This window comes from Citrobacter sp. VF227 (assembly GCF_052950715.1).
This window is the reverse complement of sequence record NZ_JBRFVF010000514.1, coordinates 1-448: the sequence shown is the minus strand read 5'-3', so window position 1 is coordinate 448 and position 448 is coordinate 1. Positions and strand designations below refer to the sequence as shown.

1 pseudogene is annotated in these 448 nt (G+C 53.6%); it reads left to right on the top strand.

Annotated features, from left to right (window positions below):
* Positions 1-73: 73 nt before the first annotated feature.
* Positions 74-448, top strand: a pseudogene (locus ACU8YC_RS27610) (two-component system sensor histidine kinase BaeS); the annotation flags it as partial.

Genomic DNA, 448 nt, shown 5'->3' with positions numbered 1-448 from the left:
CTATCATTTTTTCCCGCGTGCCGAATGACACGCAAACCAACTCTGTGATTTCACGGCGCAAAAGGAGCACCTGATGAAGTTCTGCCTTCGCGTTACCACCGGCAAACTGTTTTTGGCGATTTTCGCCACCTGCATTCTGTTGCTGATCAGCATGCCCTGGTTCGTACGCATAAGCTTCGAACGCGGTTTTAGCGCTTATATTAAGAACGGTAACGAACAGCGGCTGCAAATGCTCAGCGATGCGCTCGGCGAACAGTATGAGCAACATGGCAACTGGCGATTCTTGCGCACTAACGATCGGTTTGTTTTTCAGATCCTGCGTTCTTTTGAACACGACAATGACGATGATAAACCGGGTCCAGCCATGCCGCCACACGGCTGTCGTACGCAGTCTTGGGCTGTCGATCAAAATGCCCTCGTGCTGGTCGGCCCGCGGGCCCCGGTGCCC